Below are 21212 nucleotides of genomic sequence, written 5' to 3'. Positions count from 1 at the left end.
AACTACATGTATAATATCAGCGTTTTGGCATTTTTGAAAGATGTCAATACAGAACGGGCGTTGCGTCTTTTTTGTGAACGATTTGATTCGGCTGAACATGCCCTCTGGGAAAAAGGTATGCGTCTCCTTCATCAGTATCATGCTGCACGGCATACAGGAGTGACCCTGGCTGTCTCCAGCGCACTTCAGCATATGGACGATCGTCATGATATTTACGTTGTTGATCTGCGAGAATACGGCGAGGAAGAGCTGGATCGCTTATATATCGCAAAAACATGCGAGTTGATCCTACTGACGGACGGTGCAACGGAAACCGCTGCAAGGTTTGCTGCCCTCCAGCGTCGCACTCCCCGGTTGCTGTGCGCACGGCTACCGCTGGTCAGCTACGAGCTGGAATGCCTGATGCAGGCTATTTTGAGCCGTCTTGAACAAAATGGAGGGGACAGGAAAGCATGAAACAATGGGCTTTGTTGAAACCAGGTTGGCAAAAGCTGATCCTGTACCTGATCGTTCTGGGTGTGACAGTGTTTTTGGCCGCTGTGCTTCAATGGTTTGTCGTGCGACAATTCAGTGTTCACTTGGCGGAGATTCAGAACGAACAGCTCCAGTATGAGGTACAGGAACTTTCTAGCAGCATAACCGAGCGTTATGCCGCATGGCAGGCTGAACTGAAGGAGCTGTCGTCCAGTCTGGGCAGAGATATGCTGAATCAGGGAACACGCCAGTATCCTGAGGGTTTTAAGCGTGAAAGCGGGGCCTTTTATGTGCTGGATGAGCAGTATCATGTGATGGTCGGACGAGACAATCGTGAGATGAAAAGTGTAGTCCAGCAGATTAAATGGCTGCAAAATGGTTGTGCAGTAAGCTCTTTTGTGACAGAGGATCATCAGCCTGCCCAGTATATAGCATGCAGGATTCAAGGGGCGCAGATGGGCGGTTTTATGGTGCGCACGGTTGACGCTGATATGCTCAGCGGGATTATTAAAAGTAAACCGATTAACCAGCATGAGACTTTATTTTATAACGGTCAATTTAAGGTCGTAGCTTCCCGAAGTACTTCGGATATTAACCGAACGGACATCACGGGCGTAACCCGTAGGCTGCTGGAAGGCAATACAGGTATCATCGAAGATGGCGGAGAGAAACACGGAATAGGATTCAGCCGCATTGGGGAAGAGGCCCTTTACATATCGGTTAAGGATGTCAGTGAGGATACAGCTCAGCGAATCAGCTCCTTTCGCAAACAGTTATGGATGGCCATGGTTCTGATATTGTTCATTCTGTGGGCCATGCTCGTACAGTTCCGCAAACGGATTGTAAAGGATGCCATCGTGAACAATCAGGTGCGTGACCAACGGCGAGATGAAGATATGCGACAACAGCAGGACACCTATTATTTGCCGTTAATGCAGACGATTGAGCAGCAACTACAAGAGCTGCAAGAGCAGACTAGCCGTCTCACGGGCGGCGACGATTTGAAGCTGCTGGGATTTTATCATGATCTAGCAAACCGCTTTGAAGCGGCTTCGAGTCAGGGAAAAGGAGCCTCGCATGAGGAACTGGAGTATTTTCGCGAGTTGAATGAAAATTTCATCCAGGGTCGTCTCAGACAGGAATCCTCACTAGGAGAGTTACTGACGGGAGTTCGTAGCTTGCGCGATGAGCTGGAAGAGAAGATGCATGATAATAGTGGAATTAGCTTTACAGATATGAATGAAGTATTGTCTGAGTCGCTGAAATGGGCGAACCGTTCATTGAACATGAAGAACATTCAAGTGATCTTGCGGCAAGAGCCTGTTCCATCCATTGCAGCACAAGCACCCATGCTGTACAAAACGATTCAGGGGCTGCTGGAAAATGCAGTGCAGGCCATGGGCCAAGGTGGGGAGCAGCCTGAGAATCAGGATAAGGGCCGAACAGGTCTGCGGTCCAAGCGGCAATCTCAAGTGCTTAAGGTTAGCTCACGGCTGGAAGAAGGAGAAATTATTATTAACATTGAAGACACGGGCGGCGGGATTGATGATAAAATGCGTTGGAGCTATTTCCAGCCAGACTATTCCCAAAACTCGCAGGAGCATGCGTTCAGCCTGTATCATATGGATGCATACCTGAAGACCATAGGTGGTCGTTTAAAGCTGCGTAATACCGATCAGGGCTTGCAGGCAATCGTTCGTTTGAGAAGATAGGCCCAAGATAACCGACAGATATACGAGAAGTTCAAGAGAGGGGGACAAGCATGAAAAAATGGATATTTCGCTACCGCTACGATATGGCGGCAATGATGTTGATGCTGATTGCGATTGTTGCATATCTTGCACCCATCTATGGACCAGGGCAAATTGTGTTTAGCGACATTGCTTTTGGAGCCACCTCTCATCGGTATCTGGAGGAAATAACCGGAGTATGGAACGAGCGATGGTCTACCTCGACCTTGTTCAATGCTCCACGTATCCTGTACATCTTGCCCTTCTATGGACTGTCACTCTTATTTGACGAAAGCGGCCCGGTCTTGCTCAAGTCGTTTATTACAGGCTTGTTATTTGTTTCGGCATTTTCGATGTATGCCTTTGCCAAGCGACTGGTCAGTGTGTATTATTCACCAAGCTTTACGAAGACACGTATTTTTGCCATCATGGTCGGCTCGTTGTTTTATGCGCTGAATCCGTGGGTTATTTTCCGCATTCAGCATATTTATTTGCTCTGTGGATATAGTTTGTTTCCGTTAATGCTGCGATTCTTCTTTAGTGCGGTGGACCCCAAGTTTCAAATTCAACAAATAAAAAACTATCATCCCCACAAGCTGTATCAACGGAACTGGATCGACCTGTTCCTGTTGGCTGCGGTATTCACCGTTAGTGCTGCGGCCATTCATTATTTTTTCTTTGGCATGATTTATTTGGGATTGTTCACCTTGTTGCTATTGATCAAACTAACCTGGACCCACCGTAAGGCTGGTCGCAGCTATTTGCAGCCGTTATACGGCAATTTTTTGCGTAAAGGGATCATTTTTGGCGTCTTTTTTGGTCTGCTCAGTTTTTATTGGTTGTCTCTATATGTCGGTAGCATGTTGATGGACGCTCAAGCGTCTCAGCATAATATCAACGTCGTGGATACGTTGTCTCTGTTCAGCCGCAACAGCAGTTTATATAACGTAGGTTATTTACTGAGCTATTGGTGGCCCATGTTTTCCTTGTCCTCACTGCCTAGCATGTTTTATGTAGGAGGGGGATTTTTGTTGCTATTGATCGGGTATGCGATGGTGACACGTTCACATAAAAATCCGATTATTCTGATCTTCTCGCTACTTACGCTGCTGTTTCTGGTTGCAGCTACCGGGACGACGTTTCCGTCCATTGCCAAGTGGTTTGTCATTTTGGTTACGAAAACTCCTGTAATTGGTTCGGTTTTCCGTGATCCTAACAAATTTATTGGACTGATTGCCCTTAATTTCGGGGTGTTGCTGACCTTTGGCGTCATTCAATTTATGGAATGGTTCGGATCATCCCCGTTGCAGCGTGTATATAAAAGGCTGGCGGTTGTTATCGTCGTCTTGTGCCTCGGGGTATATTTTGCTCCCTTGCGTACTCAGTTCATAGAGGGGTACTACAAGCCGGTACAAGTGCCGGAGGCTTATAGTCAAATGGCTGAAAAGCTGACTGACCCGGATCGTTTCGATAGCAAGGCATTGTACTTTCCGATTGCTGACAATATGATTCAGAGCTATAACGGAGTAGCCACGCCCAAATGGAATAAAGGGAAGACCGCAAACGAGAAGGCAACCGGAGATTTTCAGGTATACTCTTCTCCTAAAAATACGATCTTTCATCATGAGGGCAATGATCCCGGCATTACATACTATATGAATTTTCTGCAGTATGTCATGGACAATGGATTAAGCTCCCGATTAGGCTGGTTGTTCTCTACCTTTGGGGTCAACCAGTTGGTCTACCATGACGAATATGAGGGACAGGAGAAGCGCCAGGATTTCCACCTGTCTCAGCTGGAAGGTCAGACCGGGCTGAAACGTACGTACCAAAACGGGCTATTTTCCATATTCAATCTCGATCAGACACCGCCCTATATGAACATCCTTGCGAGTAAAATTGTAACACCTTACGGTTTTAGCCGACTGGAGAGCTACAGTCATCTGCCTGGTTTTGATTTTAACCGCTTTGGAGTGCTGTTCAGTGCGTTAAGGCCTGAGCTAAAAACCATCCAGACGATTAACAAAGGGGATTATGTGGAAGCGGCGTCCTTTAATGACTTGCTGTTGTCACAGCTTCCAGCAGAGGATTACTTACGGCCTTTTGATGCCATTGAGGATGGTAATGCCTTTTTAAAATGGTCCAAAACCTTTGCCTCGACCAACGATTGGTTATGGTATTTATCCTCCCAAAATATACGGAACTTTCCGTTCGATATGGAAATGGATGCAGGAATTGCGGTTACCTTTGCCAGTAAGAAGCTGGATGTGGCCCCGTATCAGATGAGCAGCATCGAAGGGAAGACGGTCGTGGACTTTGATTCCATGTTGCGGACCGAAACCTTCTTCAAGCCGGATAATCCGCAGTTGTTCAGTGTACAGGCCAATCCCCGTGAGGAATTGAATGATGTGCCCACTCTGCATGGCGAAATTATGAAGGGAGACCCGAGTAATATATGGCAGGTCGCTAGATCGGGTTTGCTGGAAGCCAAGGAAAATAATCCGTATCAGTTCCAAATCACTGTTTCCGGCCGCGGGACGAACAAAATGCATGTAAAAATGAGATTTTACGATAAGCAAATGCGTGAGCTGGGGGTTAGCTATGTTGTGGCGCCCTCGGAGGGATATAATTTTGACAGTGTGAAATTTTACGGAGAATACGTTTCGCCGCCAGGCAGCTATTGGATGCGAATGGATTTGTTAACCCTGCAGCGTCCACAGCAAAAAAATTACTGGTGGATTCATGATATCCAGCTGCGTGATTTGGGGCAATACAGCAAACCTAACACGTTTACGATGCACAAAAAACTGGATCAACCTCAAACCTCGCATGTATATGCTAGAGTGTTTATGAATAAGGCAGGCGGGAAATTGCAAGTCACGCTGCCGGACAAAGTGGTTAATATCAAAACTCAGGATGATGGTTTAAACCAATTCCAATGGATCGATCTGGGAGTGCATGCCTTTCCCAAAGGAGATACCTCGGTCACGGTTAATAACCTGCAAGGCTTTAATGCGGTCAATCAATTTGCGATTGTGCCTACAGACCAGCTAGATCAGCTATCTTTTCCCGTGGAGCAGGCATTGAAGCGGGGCAAGCTCTTTTTCACCTTGGAGGCAGAAAACGATTTTAACGCCCAAGGGAATGTGCAGACGGAACGTGCTTTACCAAGACTTAGTATGGGGCGGGGGATCAGCTATCAGAAGGGGACGTTAAGCAGGGATGTGGAAGTCGCCAAAACGGGAACCTATGCCACAGCTATTTTGGCTAATCTCCCCGCCGGGTACCAGGGGTCATTAACGATGAAGTGGACGAATGAAGAAACTGGAGAGGTGTTGACCAGAACGATTCATACGGGGGAGTCGTATAAGCGATTACCTGCTACCTCTTTATCCGAAAAGCAGGTTATTGAAACGGTGCCCAATCAGGATGGTTTTGCCAAGAAAATCATACAGATTCCCGGTCTGCTGAATGACTATGGCCGAGTCGAATTTAAAAATCTGTTCCTAACCAAGGGGAAGTATCGCTTAACCCTTGTCCTGGATAGTCAGGTGCCGTCATTGAGCCGTTTTGGAGATATTCATCAAATGGGCGGGCAGGAAGTGACGGTGATGCCTGGGGAGGATACGAAGGAATCATTGAGCACGACGGATGTCGGATGTGTGGCGGATATTCGACCTGGGCAGACGAATCTGTCAATCAAGGACACAGGACTGTCTATCCGTTACGCACCTAGCTATTCCTGTGACTGGAATATTTATGCGTCCAAGAAAATGAAGGCAGAGCCGCTGCAAGAGTATGCCGTGCAGTTGGATGCGCGATCAGAACAAATTGGAAGTCGGCATATGAAGGTCATTTTTTTGAATAAAGCGTCCCAGGTTCTCCAAACCTCCTATATTGATGAGGTGGAGGAGAGAGATAAGGAACAATGGAATCATTACGATCAAATTGTGAAGGCTCCGGCAGGAACTGCCTTGATGCAGTTTCAGATTTTGGCGCACGCGCACAAGAAGCAGTCAGGCTTATTTCAAATGAAGCAATATTCCATCATCCCTTATCAAGCGATGATTACTGTGGATCAATTTACGTTGTTTGAGGGAACGGATTTGGATACCTTTTTTATGGCTCCCCACACTTCGGAAAGCATTCAGGCTACTCGTGAAAATTCCATGGAACGCAGTTTTACGCTATATAATCCAACGCATGAGCAGGTGCTGATCCGGGAGACCGAATCACCCAATCCACTGTGGGAGTTCAGGCTGGGTAGCGAAAATCAGCGAGCCCGTCTGTCCGTCAATGGAGTGACTACCGGATTCATTACCGATGGTAACGGAAACGGGAAAGTCGTCGTTATTCTGGCTTCCGCCTACCGTTTCGGCTGGGTGCTATTCCTCATAGGGATACTGGGTGGAGCAGCTTGTTTTCTTCCTTATCGGCGATGGAAGAAGCGAAAGCTTCCATAAAAAGCAAGCTGCTCAGTGGGGAAATGGGTAGCCATGATACGGCTACATCTCATATTTGTAGCCTCTGCCCCATACAGTACGGATGTGCTGAGGATTTTTAGGGTCACGTTCTATTTTTTTGCGGAGGCTGGAAATATGTACGTCGATAGTGCGATCCAGATAAGCGCCATCTCCGCCTTTGATCCGATCCATCAGCTCACTGCGGGTAAAGACTTTACCTGGATAACAGGACATCTCTTTTATAATAGAAAATTCGATTTGAGTAACTTCTATTTCTTGGTCATCGACTAACAGACAATGACGGTAATCATTCACCCAAATCCTTACCTTTTTAATCTTTTGAGTTACCGTTTGCGATTCAGTGAGCATGTTGCGGCCGCAGCGGCGCAGCAGGGCTTTGATGCGGGCATTTAACTCTATCAGACTGAACGGCTTGCATAAGAAGTCATCTGCTCCGTCATCCAGAGCCTTTATTCTTATATTCAGTACGGTGTTATTAGAGATGACCAGCATAGGGACTGTGGTAAATTGGCGGATTTGGCTGATCAGCGCACATTCGACTTTACCGGAAAACATCAGAGCGGTCACAATAATATCCGGCTTAAAACGCATAAGTGTAGGAATTGCAAGTTTAGAGTCATAAATAAGCTCGGTATGATAGCCTTCCTCCTGAAGATGAAGAGCAATCATATCTGCCAAACTTTTTTGATCTTCAATGACGAGTATTTTTATGGGCATGACTGACATCTCCTGTACAGACAAAGATACAATAGCAGTGCATAATCATGTATTTTCCACGATAATACATACTTATGTATTCGGCAGAAATGCGAAAATTGAACAGTCCTATAATGTAAGAAAAATATTAATTTACAGGAAGAAGGTTGCATCTTTGCGAATGATTTTATTATCTGGAGGTTCGGGTAAACGTCTATGGCCCTTATCCAATGTGAACCGTCCCAAGCAGTTTCTTTCCATACTACGTCACGACGAACGGCCCGAAAGTATGCTGCAACGAATATGGAGGCAATTAGATGACGCGAATTTGGCAGATGAGGCCTATTTTTCGACGAGTGGAACTCAGGCCGAGCTGATCCGGGGGCAAATTGGCGGAGGTGCTGTAGTCATTGAGGAGCCGACTCAGCGGGATACCTTCCCGGCCATTTCCCTGGCTACGGCCTACTTGCATGATGTTGCAGGTGCATCACGCGACGAGATCGTAGGGGTCATGCCTGTGGACGGGTATGCGGGGGATGAATTTTTTGAACATCTGCGCAGGCTTCCTTCAATATTAGAGCAATCAGGAAGCCATATCGCATTAATGGGGGCTGCTCCAACGGAGCCCTCTGATAAATACGGATATATTGTGCCTTCAGCCTCTTCTTCACTTGACCAGCCATATTATAGAGTTAGTTCATTTGTAGAAAAGCCGGATCTGATCCGTTCAGAAGAGTTGATCCGCGAAGGGGCCTTATGGAATTGCGGGGTGTTTGCTTTTAGACTGGGCTTTTTGTTGGATATTCTGGAGCAAATGGGTTTACCAGCCGACTACAATTCTCTTTCGACAAATTATGCAGACTTGCCTAAAACTAGCTTCGATATTGCAGTAGTAGAGCATACTCATAAGCTCTCCGTGCTTCCATATCATGGAGAGTGGAGAGACTTGGGCACATGGGATTCGTTGGTGCGGGAAGTAAGTTCGAAGCTAAGTGGCCCGGGATATATTTCAGAAGCTTCACATGACTCGCATATCATCAATGAACTGGAGATTCCGGTTAGCATCTGGGATGTCCCGGACATTATCGTCGTTGCTGGTCCAGATGGCGTGCTGGTTACGGACCGACAGTCGTCAACAGGAATTAAGGATATGGTGGCGGAAATTGAAATCGGCCCGCGTTTTGAGGAGCGCTTCTGGGGAAAGCAAACTGTATTATCCCATCAGCAGGCGGCAAGTGGATTGCAGACAGTGACCAAACGCGTGGTCATATCGAACGGAAGATTTATCAGCTATCATGAGCACCAGTACCGTAAAGAAGTATGGACCATAGTTTCTGGAACCGGAAGTGTCTCTATCAATGGCGTGACACAGATAGTCAGCCCAGGTGAGGTTATTGTCGTAGAACCCGGTACAAAGCATTTTATAGGGGCAGTAGAGGGAGATTTAGAATTCATTGAGTCACAAATCGGACATATCGTATCCGAAACAGATATTATCCGATATGAATTTCCTGATTCGATTGACGACCATACTCTATAAGTGCCTACCATTATAGGGACTTATAGATACGAACGAGGTTTATCAGAAGGCAGTGAAGAGTAGGAGGAACTATTTTTTATTAGAGCTTAGATGACCTGTGCATTCCTAAAAAAGGTATTCATGCATTATAGACATGAATACCTTTTTTTGCATAAACAGTTCTTTGTGTTTGTAATAAGATGAATAGAAAAGAGACTTATAAAATAATTTTCTTGGAAGTCAGCCACTCTTTTACGGCGTCCGTACTGAGGTCTCTTTTAGGTGTCCATTCTATTTTATCAACCAGTTTGCCGTTTCTGAATTCTGCAATGGTGGGGGTGTATTTTATGTTGTAATTCTCTTTGAATTTATTCCATTGGGACTTGTTCTTATGGATTTTGTGAACGTTCAAAAAAGTAATTTTAGAGCCTAGATTATACTGCTCAATCATCTTATTAAAGTTAGGCTCAAACCGGTTGCAGTCGCCACAACTGGGTCTGCCGACATAGACAAGTACACTTTGATCCTGTTGAATTAAACTCTTAAAATTTTCAAATGTAACCGCATTCAAGTGGTCATATATTTCCGGGTAATTGCTTTTGCTCGCTTGGATTTCTTTGTCTTTTTGTTGAACAACCTGCTCTAGGTCTTGAAATTTAGCTACAGCTGAAATAGCGATACCAATGATAAGTAATACAATGACACTTAACCCGGCGATATATCCTTTTTTCACAGAAATCCTCCTTTTTTTACAATCTTACACTTACAGTAAATGATATTTCCATTTCTAGCTGTAACACTTGTCTCATTATGTATAAAAAAAGAAGCTTTCCATTGTTGGGAAAGCTTCTTTAGTCTGATAATTAAAACGTTAGACCACAACAGTCAACAAGTAATCCTCACGCTTCACTTCAGTTTCCATTGTGTTCAACACATCCAGGTATTGAGCGGAATTTGTTACGATAATTGGTGTAGCTGTAATATAGCCTGCCGCCTTAATTTGCTCGATATCAAATTCAAGCAATAGTTGTCCTTGCTTAACCACATCGCCTTCCTTGACGCGCTTGTCAAAGAATTGTCCTTTCAGCTTCACTGTATTCACACCCACGTGAATCAGAATTTCTGCTCCGTCATTGGAAGTAATACCGATTGCATGTCCGGTCGGGAATACTGTCGTAATCGTTCCATTGACAGGAGATGTCAGCACACCCTCTGTAGGATCAATGAGGATTCCTTTCCCCATAGCACCTGAAGCAAAAGCAACATCAGAAGATTGTTCCAAAGGCAATACTTTACCTTGCAGTGGGCTTACGAGAATTTCCTTTTCGATTGCCACTTCTTTCTTTACGGGTGCAGCTTCTGTTTTTGCAGTTTCTTCTTTTGGATCTTCAAAGCCCAAAATCATAACCAACACAACTGCGAGTACAAAGGCAACGAGCAAACCGATGACTACCCACAAGAATCCAGTTCCAAAATAAGTTGGCAACGCCAGTAAACTAGGCAGGGAGAAGGATTTTGCAGTCGCTCCGCCAGAAGCGATAATAGCGCCCCCAATACCACCGGAAATACAAGCATAAATGAAAGGCTTTTTCAATTTCAAAGTTACACCATAAATCGTTGGTTCAGTAATCCCGAATACAGCTGCCAGTGTAGAGGAACCAGCCAAAGCCTTCATCTGGGTGTTACGGGATTTCAGGAATACCCCCAGTGTTGCACCGGCTTGAGAAAGTACAGCTGCTGTAAGCATCGGAAGCATCGTGTCATAACCCAATGTTTGAATATTGGACAGCATGATAGGAACAAAGCCCCAGTGTACGCCGAAAATAACAAATACTTGCCAGAATGCTCCGGCAACAGCTCCGGCGATCAATGGGCTTAAATTGTATACCCATGTAAAACCGTTCGCCAAGCCCTGACTGATCAGGTTACCGACTGGACCAAAGGCCAAAAACGTCAACGGAACAACGACCAGTAGTGATAGCATAGGTACGATAATGTTTTTAACCGATTGATGGATAAAGGAATTGAACCAGCGCTCCACATAGGACTGTACCCATACCGCGAGAATAATTGGGATTACGCTGGAACTGTATTTAATTAAAATGATTGGAATCCCGAGAAAAGCCAGTTTTGCCGGATTGTCCACCGCCGCAATAACATCCGGGTAGACAAGGGCTCCAGCAACTGCGACAGATACAAAGGCATTTGTCTTAAATTTACGGGACGATGTAATAGCCAGAAATAGAGGCAAGAAATAAAATACACTGTCTGAAGCGGCGTTCAGAATCAGATACGTACCGCTTGTATTATCAATCCAATGGAGCGACAAAATTAATGCCAGAATCCCTTTGAGCAAACCTGCCCCTGCAAGAGCTCCCAAAAGAGGAGAAAAAATGCTGGAAATGATATCGACCGCTTTTCCAAGGAAATTCGTTTTTTCGGAAGACTCTTCCTTTTTCGCATTTGGATTGTCAGCATCCTGTAAATTTGTTTCTGCCATCATATGCTCAAACACTTGACCTACATTGTTGCCGATAACCACTTGAAACTGGCCGCTGCTTTCCACTACTGTAATGACACCAGGGGTTGCTTCCAGTGCGACTTTGTCTGCTTTTGTACGATCATTTAATTTAAATCTCAAGCGTGTAGCGCAATGGAATACCGAATTGACATTCTCTTCGCCACCAACGAGGGTCACTATTTTTTTAGATAGTTCTTTATCACTCATGTTCAGAACTCCTTATGGGTTATTCTTGCTACTGATAGGATTTTACTGTTTACAGCTGTTGCTAAGATACGCCGGCGTGCATCTTTTTAAACTTGTAAACAAGAAAAACCTAAACTCGTGGTGAAAACTACGCACTCTCTCCTATAAGGGAACGTCGATTTCACCATCAGTTTAGGTTTTGCCTGCCTTACCAGTCACAATCCATGAACGATGAAGGTATGAAGTTGTTAGTCTTATATGTTATTACGTTCAGTTACGCGATGAATATGGATAGTTAGATATACGTATTCATCCTTGCTTAAATATTGATCGTATGTTTTTTCCAGATATTCATTGATCTTTTGGGCACAAGCAAAAGCTTCGGTATACGTCTGCTTTACCTGGTTATACAAAAATTCTTCACCACTGTGAATGACTTCTTTGCGAATCACTCGCATCGCAAAATATTGCAAATGTGTCAAAAATCTCGAGTAGCTAAAAGAAGACTCATCCAGCACAATTCCGTAATGATACGTAATAATGTTCAAGATATGTTGAACAATCTCGGTCATTTTCAGTGTGGATTTCATTTCGTTACCGTCGATCCGTGCATTCACCACATGCAATGCAATAAATCCCGCTTCATCTTCGCCTAATTTTACTCCGAGCGTATTTTCAATTTTTTGGAGAGCATCCAGCCCAACTGCAAATTCTTTTTTGTAAAAGCGTTTAATTTCATACAGCATCGCGTTTTGGAGTGCCAGTCCTTTTTCTTGCCGTTGTATGGCAAAATGAATATGGTCGGTCAACGTTAAATAAATATTATCGCTTAACTCCGTATCCAACACTTCCGTTGCATGGGTTACGATTTCATTCACGACCTCCAGATGAGATACAGGAATATCGTTCAGCAACTCGGTTAGTTTGGCCGTGAACTCGTTTTCATTTAACATGAAAATCTTATCTATTTTATCATCATCGACTTGATCGCCAGCCACCTTTTTGAAGGAAATACCTCTTCCCATCACGATGACCTCTTTGCCTTTATCGTTTTTAGTCAATAGGACGTTGTTATTGAGCACCTTCTCAATAATCATTGAAGTTCCCCCTCCCATCCTTTACCAATAAAAAATGCCTAAGCACAATTCAATACTATTGTTAGCAATAGCACTCAATTGAACTCAGGCATTGCCCGCATCACCGGTCACAATCCTTCGATATAGTGCTATTGTAGCACAAAAAAAAGCGATTTCAACATATTTTATTCTCTTTCGACAAAAAATATTTCATATCAAGGCCCTTTTGCCTAATTTGCAAGTACATCGTTACCTTATGTAGTCGTACGTTCAATGAGGCTGTACTCTAGCGAATGAAGCTTCATTTGGCGTCCAATCAGCTGAGGGGAAAGCATGAAAAAGGCATTTTGTGCTTGAGCCATGATAGGATTTTGAATCGTTGTAATCCCCAGCGTATGCGCCAGCTCCGTGTTATCGAATCCAACAATTGCCAGATCTTCCGGTACGTTCAGTTTTTGTCTGCGTGCTTCGCAGAGAATGCCCACTGCTACATAATCGTTAGCACATAAAATAGCCTCTGGAAATTCGTCCGGATGCTGTAACAAATCCCGTACGACCTGTTCGCCATCACGGATATTATAAATAGAAGAGTGATTCCAGTGTTGCAACACTGGCAGATTGTGCTCACTCATGATCTGTTCGTAGGCTCGTTGTCTACTATGGGTATTAATACTGCTCGGACGGCCAAAAGCATTGGCTATACGAGTATAGCCTTTTTGTATCAAATGTTTGAGCGCTAACATATATCCTTCATACTGATCCATAGCGACGGAGCGAATATCGGTATGCTCCATTCGTTGCCACGACACGATCGGGCCATATTTGCAATAGGTGCTCAAAAAATCAGTGTCATTCACGCAGGAAATGATGACCAGCGCATCGACTCTTTTTCTTTTTAAATCCTCAAAGGCTTGAAGCTCTTTCTTTTTGTCTTCTCCCGAAGTATAAATAATGGTTTGAAATTCATATTGGCCCGCTACTTCCACAAAGCTGTCCAGAAAAGCGAGAACAATTTCATTAATAGTTGAAGTAATGATACCGATCTGAAGCGTCTGACCCTTAGATAGAGAAATGGCATTTCGATTAGGAACATAATCTAATTCCTGCATGATTTTCAAAATTTTAGTTCTTGTTTCGTGACTAACATGGGGGGACTGATTTAATACTCTGGATACCGTAGCTTTGGAAAAGCCCGCCAGTTTTGCAATTTGATCAAGATTCGACATGGTGCTTCTCCTCACATAAGAAAAAAATAAATTCTTGACATGAAACGCGTTACAACGATTAGGATGACTTATGAAGGCATTACGTCTATTTTAAAGTATCTGTCAATGCATTTCAAAGGAGAACGGTTATCGTTAGGTTGCATTGTTCGCTGAAATGGGCTTTAAAGTATTTCGTATGTCCATCCACTGGTCGCGGATTTTCCCGAATGGCTATGATGCCGAGCCGAATGAAGCAGGATTGCAATTCTACGACAATGTATTTGATGAGCTGCGCAAGTATGGTATTGAACCGCTGGTAACATTGTCACATTATGAAACACCGCTAGGTCTGACTCAGAAGTATAATGGTTGGCTGGGACGTGAAGTCATACAGCATTACGTAAATTATGCCGAAACGGTGTTTACACGCTATAAGGATAAAGTAAAAATACTGGCTGACCTTTAATGAAATCAATGTAATGACCATGAGCCCGTTCACCGGTGGCGGTGTGGTTATTGACCTTTGTGCATGACACGTATCGCATTGATTACTTGCGTCAGCATATTGCCCAAATAAAGGAAGCGATTGCCGACGGTGTTGATCTGCTTGGCTACACCAGCTGGGGTCCTATCGACCTTGTGAGCATGTCTACTTCTGAAATGTCCAAGCGCTACGGATTTATTTACGTTGATCTGGATGATGACGGTAACGGAACGCTCAAACGCTCCAAAAAGGACTCATTTAACTGGTATAAAAATGTGATAGCAACCAATGGTGAAGAATTGTAATTCCATATCATCTCGGGCGGATATAGCAGAAGACATCCTAAGGATGAAATTTGCTGTACCCGCTTTTTTGATAGACATAATAATATTTCAGAGGGCTTCACAAACTTTTCACTTGTAATAAGCTGAAAGTTTTCTGTATAATGAATAAAAATTTCATATGTCTGGTTGATGTTTGCGGGAGATGGAACGAAAGTTCCGACCGAAGGGGCAAAACTCTCAGGTGCTTAGGCTGATTACAGCAACAAGCGGGGACCGTAAACGGACAGAACTCTGGAGAGACCCTTAATTGGGCGCCGAAGGTGCACCGCAGAGAACATCTGCTTAAACTCTCAGGCAAAAGGACAGAGACGCGAATAACCTGTGACAGGGAATACCCTAGGCTTTTTTATGAGCTATTAGAGGTAGTAACCTGCACAAGATGGTTGTATTTTTTCGTGCCTTTAACCTCTCCAGGAGTCGAATCAGCTGATTTGACTCTTTTTTGTTTTCTAATATGCTGGAGGAGCGGGTTGAAATGAATTTGGTACATGTATTAGAAACGATTGACAGCTGGATATGGGGAGCGCCGCTTCTTATTCTCGTAATGGGCACGGGGTTGTGGCTAACGATCCGTTTGAAGCTGCTTCAGGTTATTCGATTGCCTTTGGCGCTCAAGCTAATTGGTAAAGCGCCGGACGAAGGTAGTGGAGATGTAAGCAGCTTCGGAGCATTGAGTACGGCACTGGCAGCTACTGTAGGTACAGGAAGTATTGTTGGCGTGGCGACAGCAATCAAGCTGGGTGGGCCCGGTTCATTATTCTGGATGCTGGTTGCAGCTTTTTTCGGGATGGCAACCAAATATGCGGAAGGATTATTATCCGTTAAATACCGTGTTAAAGACCGGAACGGACAATTTTCGGGTGGTCCGATGTATTATATTGAAAACGGACTTGGCCGCCGTTTCAAGCCGCTGGCGATGTTGTTTGCCTTTTCTGGTGTTCTTGTAGCCCTATTTGGAATCGGTACTTTTCCGCAAGTAAAGGCTATCGTTTCTTCGACGGAAAGTAGCTTTGGAGTGCCAACGGTAGTTACAGCGATCATTATTTCCGTGTTAACGGCTGTTGTTACGATTGGAGGACTCAAAAGTATTGCCAAGGTATCCACAAAGATTGTTCCATTCATGTCGGGGCTCTATATCGTAGTTTGCTTAATTGTACTCATTAAGTTTGCAGGAGAGCTTCCTCATGCGATTGCTTTAGTATTACAAGGGGCCTTCTCGACCACATCTGCAACGGGTGGATTTGCCGGAGCGACGATTATGTTGGCGATGCGAAGCGGAGTTGCCAGAGGTATTTTTGCTAATGAAGCCGGTTTGGGAAGTGCGCCAATTGCAGCAGCAGCTGCTAAGACGAAATGGCCTGCAGAACAAGGGCTGATATCCATGACAGGCGTATTTATTGATACGATGATTATTTGTAATCTGACGGGATTTACGTTGCTGGTTACGGGAATATGGAGTGGAAATGACGATGGAGGTCTGATGACCCAGCATGCGTTTTCCAGTGCCTTTCCGGCTGGTGCAGAGCTCGTGACGATTAGCCTTATTTTATTTGCGTTCACAACGATACTTGGCTGGAATTACTACGGAGAACGTTGTGTTGAATATTTACTGGGTGTCAAATGGATTAAACCATACCGTTATCTGTTCATCGCACTTGTAGCAGGAGGTGCGTTCATCAAGTTGGAAGCCATTTGGCTGCTGGCAGATATCTTTAACGCAATGATGGCTTTCCCGAATCTGATTGCACTGCTTGGCTTATCGGGAATCGTAGTTGCAGAAACCCGAACCTATATGGATTCTCTGTATCCTAATAAGAAAAAGGGCATTCTTGCAGGTGCCAATGTAGGGGCTGCTATTCAAGTAGAAGAAAAGGGACAAACGGTTAATTCATAAATTCCAAAAGGGAGTGCCCTCAGCCATCACAGGCTTGAGGACACTCCCTTTTGAATGTTACAACGATGCACGCAAAATAGCTAAAATATCTTCTTGATTCAGCTTTTTATAATTACCAAATCCTCCGTACTCCATTTCACGGTCTGCAATGTCCGCGATTTTTTCCAATTGCTCATCATTAATATTGTAATCGGCCAGCGTAGAAGGGGCACCGAGACTTGTCCAGAATGCACTAAGACGGTCAATACCTTCCAAGGCGATTTCTCTATCTGTTTTACCTACGGTGTCTAAGTCAAACATGCTGAGCATCAGCCGCTTCATGCGTGCAGCATCCTGATCCACTGTATGTCTCATCCAGTTGGGAAACAGAATTGCCAGACCGCCAGCATGAGGAATATCATATACAGCGGATAATGCATGTTCAATCGTATGCGAAGCCCAGTCCCCGAAGTAGCCCATTTGCAGTGTTCCGTTAAGAGCAATCGTTCCGGCATATAAAATCGTTTCACGATGCTCGTAGTTGTGCAAATCCTCTAGCAGTTTAGGTGCAGTTTCGATCACGGTTTGCAGCACGGAAAAGCACATACGATCTTGCAACGGTGTATTTTTAACATTGTGAAAATACTGTTCAAACACATGGCTCATCATATCCACCATGCCATATACCGTCTGATCACGTGGCACAGAGAAGGTGTTTTTTGGGTCCAGAATCGAAAATTTCGGATGCGTCACCGCGCTGCCCCATACGTATTTTTCGTTCGTTTCCCAGTTGGTGATGACAGAATCCGGATTCATTTCTGAACCGGTGGCGGCGAGTGTGAGGATGGTGCCGAATGGTAGAGCCTCGGTCGGCATGTGCTTTTTGTTGATAATATCCCACACATCGCCGTCATATTTAGCCCCTGCTGCGATGGCTTTGGTGCAATCAATAACGCTTCCGCCGCCTACTGCAAGTAAGAAGTCGATGTTTTCATTTCGGCAAATGTCGATGCCCTTCTTAACGGTGGACAAGCGCGGATTCGGCTCTACGCCGGACAATTCATGAATGTTAAGATGTAGCGGCTCTAACGCGTTTAATACCTGGTCATACAGACCATTTCGCTTGACACTTCCGCCTCCGTATATCAGTAAAATATTTTTGCCATAATTCAGCAGCTCCTGCTGCAGTTCTCCAATTTGATTGTCTCCAAATATTAATTTGGTGGGGTTATAATATGTGAATTTGTTCATCTGGAAAGTTCCCCTCAGTTCATAGTTCATGTTCAAATCGTAAATCGCTTAACCTGATTGCCTGTTGGATACCTAACTTCATCATGTAAGCTATTTGAAATGACGATTAACCATTATACATGAAATGAATAAGGGAATTCAAGTAAATCTAATCTTTGACCGCTCCAGCGGCAAGATCGGAAATAAACTGGCGGCTAATGAAAAGAAACAAAATAATAAGTGGCAGTACAGCCAGCAGGGTGCCCGCAATGACCATCGCATAATCCGTATTGTAAATTCCGTTCAATTGTGACAGTGCAATCTGGAGCGTGAATTTACGCTCATCCGTTAAGACGATTAGCGGCCATAAATAATCATTCCAAGCTCCTATAAAGGTAAACGCGCCGAGAAAAGCGAACGCAGGACGTAGAATAGGCAGTGCTACATTCAAGTACAGTCGAAAAAAGCTGCATCCGTCCATCCGGCCCGCATCCAGCAGCTCCTTTGGGATGGATTCTTCCGCATATTGACGAATCCAGAAAATGCCGAAGGCATTTACCATCCCCGGGATGATAAGCGCTTTGAACGTACCTACCCATCCAAAGGAGGCCATCATGACAAAGGAGGGGACAAGCGAAAGTTGTGAAGGGACCATCATTGTAGCTAGCAGAACGATAAATAGCACTTTTTTGCCCGGAAAATCAAACTTGGCGAATGCAAAACCTGCCAGTGAATCGAAAAACAGAACCAATAGGGTAACAGAACTGGCTACAAAAAGGGTATTAAAAAAGGCTCCGACAAAATTAATCTGCTGTAATACTCTCGTTATGTTATCCAAGAAGTGGCTGCCAAACCACAATTGCGGTGGAAAACGGTAGATGTCTGAAGTGGTACGAGTTGCCATGACGATCAGCCAGTAAAATGGAAACATCGACAGGATGATTCCCACCAACAATCCGGCATATAAAACAAAGGATTTTGCGCGTGTCTGCATCATGTTGTGAAGCTCCTTCCCATCGTTATTTTTTACCTTGAACGAGTTTCCAGTTTATGATGGAGAATAGAGCAATGATGAGGAACATGCCCCATCCGACGGCTGCACCATATCCAAAATAGTTGTTAATGAACGACTCGCGGTACAGGTATAAAACGATGGTCATGCCACTTGCCCCGGAACCGCCGTCATTACCGACCAGGACCTGTGGCTCGGTGAAGAGCTGCATACCGCCGATGGTGGACGTAATGACCGTAAACAGAATGACTGGGCGCAGCATGGGGATAGTGATGCGGAAAAAAGCTTGCGCTCCGGTTGCCCCGTCTATTTTGGCGGCCTCATACAGCACATGCGGAATACTCTGGAGTCCGGCCAAATAGATGATTGCGTTATAGCCCATCCATCTCCATACGACCATAGAAGAAATGGCAATTTGGATACCCCATGGCACATTCAACCATTGAACCATGGGTAGTCCCAAGAGTTGCAGAAGGTAGTTGAGAAATCCAAAATTGTTGGCAAATAAGGCACCAAATATGATGGCAACAGCCACAATAGATGTCACATTGGGCAGGAAGAATCCAACTCGCCATAAGGTGCGCATTTTCACAAAAGGGGCATAAAGCAGAAAGGCAATAATCAGTGCGAAGAATAGCATGGGAATCGTTGCATACACCCAGATCACAAAGGTGTTGCCTACAGCCTGCCAAAATTCATTGTCTGTCACAAGGTAGCGAAAGTTGCCCCAGCCGTTGTAGGTCATGTCCCCGATCCCGTCCCATTTGTGAAACGCTAGATATAATGAAAAGCCAATCGGAAACAGTCCAAAGATGCCAAACAGCAGATAAAACGGCGAGATCGCAGCATAAACGGCACGGTGCTTCCAGATTTCTCTCAGCATAATGTCCACACGCCTTTTTTGAATTTTGTTTTTTACCGCTGTAATTCTCGTTCGATTCGATCCATGGTTTCCGTCCATAATACATCGGAATTGGCATCCTGCTTGGCGACATTAGCAAGGCGACGAGTCACAATGCCGTGGATGACAGGATAGCGCTCGCCGAAATAGCTGCTTTTCACATGACGTGCGGAGGTGGCAAAGATGAGTCCGGTGGCCTGACCACCAAAGAAAGGCTCGGGTGTCCCCATGATAGGATCGTTATAGACGCCGGGAGTGGACGGGAACAGTCCGATTTTGTGGTAGGCTTCCAGCTGGTGTTCCGGGTTTTGCAGCCAGGTCAGGACTTCAAAGGCTTCTTTGGGATGTTTGCTGGATTTGAGGATAGAAATGAAAGAACCACCCAGGTTGCCGTCTCCTCCAGGAGCACGGGCGACTCTCCATTTGCCCGCTGTATCCGGCGCGGCCTCTGTGAGAACTTGCTTCATCCAGATAGCCCCTACAAAAGAGGCAATTTTGCCGTTATTGACCGAAGCGTTCCATTCGGGAGTCCAGCCATCCGCATTGGCGAGCAGATGCTTCTTGTGGAAATCGACAGCGGTTTTCCAGCCCAGACGGATGTCAGGAGATTGATTGCCGATATAGCTGCCATCCGGCTTGAAGTAAAGGTTTGTGTGCTGAGCGAGTACTTGATTGTAAACGTTTACAATATTATCAGCCAAAAATGAACGGCTTCCGAATTTCTGCTGAAGTTGTTCTCCGGCAGCCATGTAATCATCCCAGGTGCGGATGGAGGCACTAACCTTTTCAGGATCACTAGGCAAGCCTGCTTGTGCAAACAGATCACTTCGGTAGAAGAGGGCGGTAGGCCCAGTATCCATGGGAAATGCAATCATTTTACCATCAGGAGTGATCCCTTGATTCCATTTCCATTCCAAATATTGATCCTTCAAGCGGTCTGCTCCGAGTTCCCTTAAGTCATAAAAACGATCCGCACTGGGGAACAGCTCCACCATCCAATCGTTCAGAGCTACGATGTCTGGTTCACCGGAACGAGCTGCGAGCGTTGTCTTCAGTTTGGCTTTGAAGTCACCGCCTATTTTTTGAGTTTTTAATTCAATGTTGGGAAATTGTTTTTCCGCCTGGGCGAGTAGTTCATCGTCAATTGAACGGTTCCAGTACCATAATGTAAGCGTTATCTTTTTTCCGTTTGACAAATTAGTTTCAGATGATTGACTTTCAGAGGACGAGGGTTCACTACAAGCACTGAACATCGTGAAAAAAGCAAGACATAGTACCAGCCATTGTACTGTCTTCACATCATTTCCCTCCTTGCTGTCTGAGATAATCTGCCTGCTAAACAAGTTGTAAATGGTTTAGCTCCATCATATGAAGCTGTTACCCATTTATGTGCATTGCCTTAACCAAAAACAAAAAATTTGAAACGTTTATTACTAAAAAAAAGCACGCGCGTCTGTTATATGAAGAACGCACGTGT

Annotated in this window: 14 protein-coding genes, 1 pseudogene and 2 riboswitches; of the genes and pseudogenes, 6 read left to right on the top strand and 9 right to left on the bottom strand. The window is 44.9% G+C overall.

Annotated elements, in window-relative coordinates:
* The first annotated feature begins 6 nt into the window (after positions 1–6).
* From ACYCSE_RS03105 to ACYCSE_RS03095, 3 genes are read left to right on the top strand one after another with little or no spacing between them, the layout of a single operon-like run.
* Positions 7–456, top strand: a complete 450-nt coding sequence (locus tag ACYCSE_RS03105; RefSeq protein ID WP_235308568.1) for a hypothetical protein — start codon at positions 7–9, stop codon at positions 454–456.
* The gene (locus tag ACYCSE_RS03100; protein WP_459701318.1) at positions 453–2186 is read left to right on the top strand and encodes an ATP-binding protein; all 1734 of its coding nucleotides are present in this window, start codon (positions 453–455) and stop codon (positions 2184–2186) included. Before ACYCSE_RS03105 ends, ACYCSE_RS03100 begins: the two co-directional genes overlap by 4 nt.
* A gap of 50 nt (positions 2187–2236) precedes the next feature.
* Entirely contained in the window at positions 2237–6667 is a 4431-nt protein-coding gene (locus ACYCSE_RS03095; RefSeq protein WP_459701316.1) for a hypothetical protein, read from the top strand.
* Between the two features lie 42 nt (positions 6668–6709).
* Here ACYCSE_RS03095 and ACYCSE_RS03090 read toward each other — a convergent pair whose 3' ends face one another.
* Positions 6710–7405, bottom strand: a complete 696-nt coding sequence (locus ACYCSE_RS03090; protein ID WP_061828838.1) for a response regulator transcription factor — start codon at positions 7403–7405, stop codon at positions 6710–6712.
* A gap of 160 nt (positions 7406–7565) precedes the next feature.
* Between ACYCSE_RS03090 and ACYCSE_RS03085 the strand changes: the two genes are divergently transcribed.
* Positions 7566–8924, top strand: coding sequence for a sugar phosphate nucleotidyltransferase (locus ACYCSE_RS03085; protein WP_459702469.1), 1359 nt, complete (start codon positions 7566–7568; stop codon positions 8922–8924).
* 196 nt (positions 8925–9120) lie between these two features.
* Here ACYCSE_RS03085 and ACYCSE_RS03080 read toward each other — a convergent pair whose 3' ends face one another.
* From ACYCSE_RS03080 to ACYCSE_RS03065, 4 genes are all read right to left on the bottom strand, one after another.
* Positions 9121–9636 carry a thioredoxin family protein gene (locus ACYCSE_RS03080; protein ID WP_459701313.1) on the bottom strand — a complete coding sequence of 172 codons (516 nt, stop codon included), beginning with the start codon at positions 9634–9636 and terminating at the stop codon, positions 9121–9123.
* A 138-nt stretch (positions 9637–9774) separates the two neighbouring features.
* A complete protein-coding gene (locus tag ACYCSE_RS03075; RefSeq protein ID WP_459701311.1) occupies positions 9775–11631 on the bottom strand; it encodes a beta-glucoside-specific PTS transporter subunit IIABC in 1857 nt (618 codons plus the stop codon).
* A gap of 233 nt (positions 11632–11864) precedes the next feature.
* The gene (gene licT, locus ACYCSE_RS03070; protein WP_452567400.1) at positions 11865–12707 is read right to left on the bottom strand and encodes a BglG family transcription antiterminator LicT; all 843 of its coding nucleotides are present in this window, start codon (positions 12705–12707) and stop codon (positions 11865–11867) included.
* Between the two features lie 233 nt (positions 12708–12940).
* Positions 12941–13912 carry a LacI family DNA-binding transcriptional regulator gene (locus tag ACYCSE_RS03065; protein WP_459701309.1) on the bottom strand — a complete coding sequence of 324 codons (972 nt, stop codon included), beginning with the start codon at positions 13910–13912 and terminating at the stop codon, positions 12941–12943.
* A 136-nt stretch (positions 13913–14048) separates the two neighbouring features.
* Here ACYCSE_RS03065 and ACYCSE_RS03060 point away from each other — a divergent pair.
* A pseudogene (locus ACYCSE_RS03060) lies at positions 14049–14680 on the top strand (glycoside hydrolase family 1 protein); the annotation flags it as partial.
* A 165-nt stretch (positions 14681–14845) separates the two neighbouring features.
* Positions 14846–14922: riboswitch (glycine riboswitch) on the top strand.
* Between the two features lie 18 nt (positions 14923–14940).
* Positions 14941–15035, top strand: a riboswitch (glycine riboswitch).
* Between the two features lie 159 nt (positions 15036–15194).
* Entirely contained in the window at positions 15195–16613 is a 1419-nt protein-coding gene (locus ACYCSE_RS03055) for an alanine/glycine:cation symporter family protein (protein WP_235308583.1), read from the top strand.
* Positions 16614–16670: 57 nt separating this feature from the next.
* Here ACYCSE_RS03055 and ACYCSE_RS03050 read toward each other — a convergent pair whose 3' ends face one another.
* The 4 genes from ACYCSE_RS03050 to ACYCSE_RS03035 all read right to left on the bottom strand — a co-directional run bounded on the left by ACYCSE_RS03050 (position 16671) and on the right by ACYCSE_RS03035 (position 21033).
* Positions 16671–17843 (bottom strand): iron-containing alcohol dehydrogenase, encoded by a 1173-nt coding sequence (locus ACYCSE_RS03050; protein ID WP_459701307.1) that lies wholly within the window; start codon positions 17841–17843, stop codon positions 16671–16673.
* Between the two features lie 148 nt (positions 17844–17991).
* Complete coding sequence (locus ACYCSE_RS03045; RefSeq protein ID WP_250260565.1) at positions 17992–18819, bottom strand: carbohydrate ABC transporter permease; 828 nt, start codon at positions 18817–18819, stop codon at positions 17992–17994.
* Positions 18820–18841: 22 nt separating this feature from the next.
* Entirely contained in the window at positions 18842–19717 is an 876-nt protein-coding gene (locus ACYCSE_RS03040; RefSeq protein WP_165179212.1) for a carbohydrate ABC transporter permease, read from the bottom strand.
* A gap of 32 nt (positions 19718–19749) precedes the next feature.
* The gene (locus ACYCSE_RS03035; RefSeq protein ID WP_459701304.1) at positions 19750–21033 is read right to left on the bottom strand and encodes an ABC transporter substrate-binding protein; all 1284 of its coding nucleotides are present in this window, start codon (positions 21031–21033) and stop codon (positions 19750–19752) included.
* Between the last annotated feature and the right edge of the window lie 179 nt (positions 21034–21212).

The organism is Paenibacillus sp. SEL1 (assembly GCF_054602535.1).
This window is presented reverse-complemented; position numbering and strand designations above follow the sequence as displayed.

What these genes read in the sequence shown, in the direction of transcription:
- ACYCSE_RS03065 (WP_459701309.1), bottom strand. Translation starts at nt 13,912, where the DNA reads ATGTCGAATCTTGATCAAATTGCAAAACTGGCGGGCTTTTCCAAAGCT.
- licT (WP_452567400.1), bottom strand. Translation starts at nt 12,707, where the DNA reads ATGATTATTGAGAAGGTGCTCAATAACAACGTCCTATTGACTAAAAAC.
- ACYCSE_RS03100 (WP_459701318.1), top strand. Translation starts at nt 453, where the DNA reads ATGAAACAATGGGCTTTGTTGAAACCAGGTTGGCAAAAGCTGATCCTG.
- ACYCSE_RS03095 (WP_459701316.1), top strand. Translation starts at nt 2,237, where the DNA reads ATGAAAAAATGGATATTTCGCTACCGCTACGATATGGCGGCAATGATG.
- ACYCSE_RS03075 (WP_459701311.1), bottom strand. Translation starts at nt 11,631, where the DNA reads ATGAGTGATAAAGAACTATCTAAAAAAATAGTGACCCTCGTTGGTGGC.
- ACYCSE_RS03090 (WP_061828838.1), bottom strand. Translation starts at nt 7,405, where the DNA reads ATGCCCATAAAAATACTCGTCATTGAAGATCAAAAAAGTTTGGCAGAT.
- ACYCSE_RS03085 (WP_459702469.1), top strand. Translation starts at nt 7,566, where the DNA reads ATGATTTTATTATCTGGAGGTTCGGGTAAACGTCTATGGCCCTTATCC.
- ACYCSE_RS03055 (WP_235308583.1), top strand. Translation starts at nt 15,195, where the DNA reads ATGAATTTGGTACATGTATTAGAAACGATTGACAGCTGGATATGGGGA.
- ACYCSE_RS03105 (WP_235308568.1), top strand. Translation starts at nt 7, where the DNA reads ATGTATAATATCAGCGTTTTGGCATTTTTGAAAGATGTCAATACAGAA.
- ACYCSE_RS03045 (WP_250260565.1), bottom strand. Translation starts at nt 18,819, where the DNA reads ATGATGCAGACACGCGCAAAATCCTTTGTTTTATATGCCGGATTGTTG.
- ACYCSE_RS03050 (WP_459701307.1), bottom strand. Translation starts at nt 17,843, where the DNA reads ATGAACAAATTCACATATTATAACCCCACCAAATTAATATTTGGAGAC.
- ACYCSE_RS03040 (WP_165179212.1), bottom strand. Translation starts at nt 19,717, where the DNA reads ATGCTGAGAGAAATCTGGAAGCACCGTGCCGTTTATGCTGCGATCTCG.